The sequence below is a fragment of the Acetobacter lambici genome (assembly GCF_011516885.1).
In the GTDB taxonomy this organism is placed as follows: domain Bacteria; phylum Pseudomonadota; class Alphaproteobacteria; order Acetobacterales; family Acetobacteraceae; genus Acetobacter; species Acetobacter lambici.
On the sequence record NZ_WOTD01000092.1, the window covers coordinates 1 to 3,721 of the forward strand.

Sequence of the window (3,721 nt, forward strand, 5' to 3'; positions counted from 1 at the left end):
TGCGTGTAATTCCGGCCATGCGGCCTCGTTGTGCTGGCGTCCACATCCTGCCTTTGAATCACGCTCAAAACCTCTTGAAAACCTATCATAGCGAATTTCCAAAAGGGCTCTTAGACAAATGGCTCTCAGAAAAAAACAATAACTTACAGCCGGAAACGATGTAAGCCAGAAATGGGTGCTGGCCATGGACCTTGCGCGAGAATGGTCTAACGGCTCTACCTTGCGGGAGCATGATAATAACGGCACGTATATTCATAAAACAGGAACAGCCGGAACAGACTGGCAGATCGCGCCTGCATTTGAATATAACTGGAATGCAAATTGGGGGGTAATCGTCGGCTCTGCGTTCTATTTTGCAGGTCACAACAAAAGTATACAGGTTTCCCCGCAGTTTGCAGTCAACGCTATGTTCTGATTTCTGGTTTGTTGAGAGACAATGTAATAAGCGTTTGTTCAGTTTTCACGAATTTCGAAAGTTCAGCACAGTAAGTCCCCGAACCTGAGCAAAAGCCTGATCACTGGTCACTAACGCGAGATGCTCTGTCAGGGCATGTGCGGCGATCATCATGTCCAAAGACCCAAGAATTTGACCATGCCGCTCTTGCTCAGCGCGTAATTTGCCGTAGCGCTCCGCTACGCCATGATCCCAGGGCAGTATGGTCAGCCGATCCATGACAGTGCGTGTCAGACGCAGTAATCGAGTTGCCGATGGGCGTTTGGCTAGTCCATACGCAACTTCTCCGGCGGTTACGGCCGAGACACAACACCGGCCTGGATCAAGCGCCTCCACGTGTGAGAGCACTCTTTCGTCCGCGCGTATGATATCACTTATTGTATTGGTATCGAACATATAAGAAATCACGTTAGGCACACAGCAAATGGATCCCTGTCCTGTTGATCCTGGTTGCGACCTTCAGGGAAAAGCTCAGTCCCTTTGGCCTGCCGGATGGCAGAAAGTGCCTTACCCCACCCCAGGGGACGCGGCGAGAGAATGACATCACCGGTACGTGGATCTCTGCGGATTGTGACCTCTGATGTGTCAAATCGGTAAGCTGCAGGAAGACGCACGGCCTGGCTGCGACCGGTCATAAAAATTTTGGCTGTATCAGACATGTCCACCTCCTTGGAGTAGGTATCATTGATATCTATCATTTAGATCCAAACGACGCAACATCAAACCCACGCGTGGCCGTATGGACTTACTTTATTTCATACATAACTTCAAACTCCATCTTTTATCCGAAACAGGCCTCCTTCTCCATACTTACTTGCGTTAATTCCCTTTATCGCAAGTAGGCGGGCGCACGGAAAAAGGAAAGGTGTGTCGAAAGCCAGAAGATAATGATAAATCTGCCAATCAAGCAGAAGTTCCGACAACCATGCGGACAGATCCAGGCATTCCGCTTACGCCTCAACGCAGACATCAAAGTGGTGATGGCGGTCGCCCGAAAGCCGACATTGTCAGGCGAACCGCGATAGACAGAGTTTGGGACAAACCGGCCGTTCCGAGGCTGTGCCTCGAATGGCCGCTATATCCACGACATCCGACATAGAGAAAGTGTCGTCCGCTCCATGGGAATGTGCAAGGCTGGCCGAATGCGGTCCTGGGCTATCGGTGGTCGAGAGTGGAAACGGACGTCCGCACCGCTTAGATGTCATCTCAGTTTGACCAAGACGACCTTGGCGTCCTACCAAAAATTTGGTGTTCGAAGCGTCTGGAGAGCACGCCCGAGACAGAGCCTTTAATGATCGGTAACGGGCGAGTGCAGTTCGAGGCCCAGAAGCTGAACGACGAGAGCCTCCTGCCGAGTTTGAGCCGTCAAGGGTAAGGGCACCCACGTTCAGCCTGTTGTCGCCGAGTTTGTGCCCGCCCGTTCTCGTAGGATTCGGCGCAAAAACTGAGGCGGCATGGTGCGGACGTAAAACTCCTCTTGCGGAATTACCCCGGTGTTCAATGCGGCGGTCATCCGATGAACGTGGAGGGCCCAGTCAGGATCTCGCAACGGCAACCTGCCTACGTTCACGAGAGGCGGCGGGGACATGCGATTCCGAAACAGAGGCATCTTAAGGGCCCGGCTTGGCCGCTGCGTCTGCACATTGATGACCTTCGCCCGCTTGGTTCCTTCGAGCCGGACCTCGTCCTCCCAGACCGACACCCGCTCATTCCCACGAAGTTCTGAAAGTCGATCGTAATCCGGCGTCCAGCGCGGCGGATCGTCGCCGGGCCTGAAGTAGATGTTGTCCAGCGCGTTGGCCCATTGGAACTCGTTGAGGGCCATCACGATGCTCGCCGAGGGCAGCTTAACGACGTTACTGGCCGGTTTACCCAGCGAATAGGCTTTTTCGTCGTACAAGACGACTGCGTACTCGGGCGAGATGGGCATGACAAACTGCAGGCCGAGATTCGCCAAGCCAAGAACCGAGACGTCCGCGCCGCTGTAGAGCCCGTTGTGCTTGACGGCCGGGTGGTCGCCCAAAACAAAGGGCGTCGAGCTCACATTGTGGAGAAGCTTGATCTTCAGATCGAGAATCACAGGAGTTTCCAGGACCGCTAGCCGGAGCGCCTCCGCGGCGGGCTCGGTGAGTTCAATAGTTAGATCGTCGAGTACGGCAAGAAGTTCGGGGTCGGTCAGCGTGTACCGTAGCATCAATTTGCCGACCTTGTTGGCCATCTCGGTAGCCGCGGCGGCGGCCTGTGCCGTCCGCGCCGACTGGATGAGCAGGAAGGTCGCTAACACGTGGTGATCGTCGCTGTATCGCTTCGGGGGTAAGCCGGTCGCGATCATCCGTCGCAGGACAGAGCTGGCACCGCCTTCGATCTGACCCAGAGCGTGCTCGGCCTTTCCGTCGCGGCCGTAGAACCAATCCCGGCAGGCTTGATGCTTGAGGCTCGCTCCTGTGACGATTCTGCCAGAGCGTAAGTTGTAAAGACCAACCGATGAGCCATTGACGGAGAAAAATCGCAGCAGGAACTGTGGCACGAAGTGATGGCTCTTGTTCTGCGGCATCGGATTTGAAATCCCCTTCCAAGCCCATAGCGACGAGCCTGACCGTGTATACAACTTCCGTGTTTTTTGCCAGATCCTGCTGTGACCAGCCGAGCAAAGCGCGGGCTGCGCGACACTGCCCAGGTGGAAATTCGGCTTTTGTCATATAAAATCTACTGGTCAGTGATTTTCTATGATTCAACCGGAGCTCTCGGCGTCGGCCGTCATGGGACTAGTCACTGAGACCGGTTACCAACCCGACCGCAAATCGTCGCGCAACCGCTCGCTCACCGTGCAACCATGACGATAAGTTCTGGCGTTCGTAGTGTCCGTTTTTGGGAACCGGCGAAGTCGCTTTTCATGGATCCGGGTGGGCGTGAAGGGACCGGTCGTGACCGCCGACACTCGGCCGGTTGCTTTTCGAGAGAGTGGACGTTCACGCGAAACGTAACTAATGTCATGGTCTAGGTCGGTAGGCCTCATGAGCATGGGCGTAGGGTGAGGCTGCTTTTGGTTATTGCTCCCCAATAGCCGACATTCAGTTTACCCTCCAAATCTGCCTGTCGGCTTCACCAATTAAGCAGACAGGCAGTGCTCACCTCAAGTCAGACGAGGTGGTAAGCCTTCTGTTGTATTCCTCGTGAGGCTTCCCAAATTCATAGGAACTGCGTCTTTTAAGAAGGATCTGTCATGACCAGCCTGTTTGAGCCGATTGAACTGGGAAGCATTTACGC

At 54.4% G+C, this 3,721-nt stretch carries 3 protein-coding genes and 1 pseudogene; 1 reads left to right on the forward strand and 3 read right to left on the reverse strand.

What is annotated here, in order from left to right:
* Positions 1-160 precede the first annotated feature (160 nt).
* Positions 161-415 (forward strand): annotated as a pseudogene (locus GOB86_RS14855) (hypothetical protein); the annotation flags it as partial.
* 45 nt (positions 416-460) lie between these two features.
* Here the strand turns inward: GOB86_RS14855 and GOB86_RS14860 are convergent.
* From GOB86_RS14860 to GOB86_RS14870, 3 genes are all read right to left on the reverse strand, one after another.
* Positions 461-850 carry a type II toxin-antitoxin system VapC family toxin gene (locus tag GOB86_RS14860; RefSeq protein ID WP_053324230.1) on the reverse strand — a complete coding sequence of 130 codons (390 nt, stop codon included), beginning with the start codon at positions 848-850 and terminating at the stop codon, positions 461-463.
* An 8-nt stretch (positions 851-858) separates the two neighbouring features.
* Positions 859-1,113 carry an antitoxin gene (locus GOB86_RS14865; protein ID WP_061498341.1) on the reverse strand — a complete coding sequence of 85 codons (255 nt, stop codon included), beginning with the start codon at positions 1,111-1,113 and terminating at the stop codon, positions 859-861.
* A gap of 728 nt (positions 1,114-1,841) precedes the next feature.
* Positions 1,842-3,008 carry a DUF4238 domain-containing protein gene (locus GOB86_RS14870; RefSeq protein ID WP_165993428.1) on the reverse strand — a complete coding sequence of 389 codons (1,167 nt, stop codon included), beginning with the start codon at positions 3,006-3,008 and terminating at the stop codon, positions 1,842-1,844.
* Between the last annotated feature and the right edge of the window lie 713 nt (positions 3,009-3,721).

Coding starts and splice junctions, on each gene's coding strand:
- GOB86_RS14860 (WP_053324230.1), bottom strand. CDS start 850: ATGTTCGATACCAATACAATAAGTGATATCATACGCGCGGACGAAAGA.
- GOB86_RS14865 (WP_061498341.1), bottom strand. CDS start 1,113: ATGTCTGATACAGCCAAAATTTTTATGACCGGTCGCAGCCAGGCCGTG.
- GOB86_RS14870 (WP_165993428.1), bottom strand. CDS start 3,008: ATGCCGCAGAACAAGAGCCATCACTTCGTGCCACAGTTCCTGCTGCGA.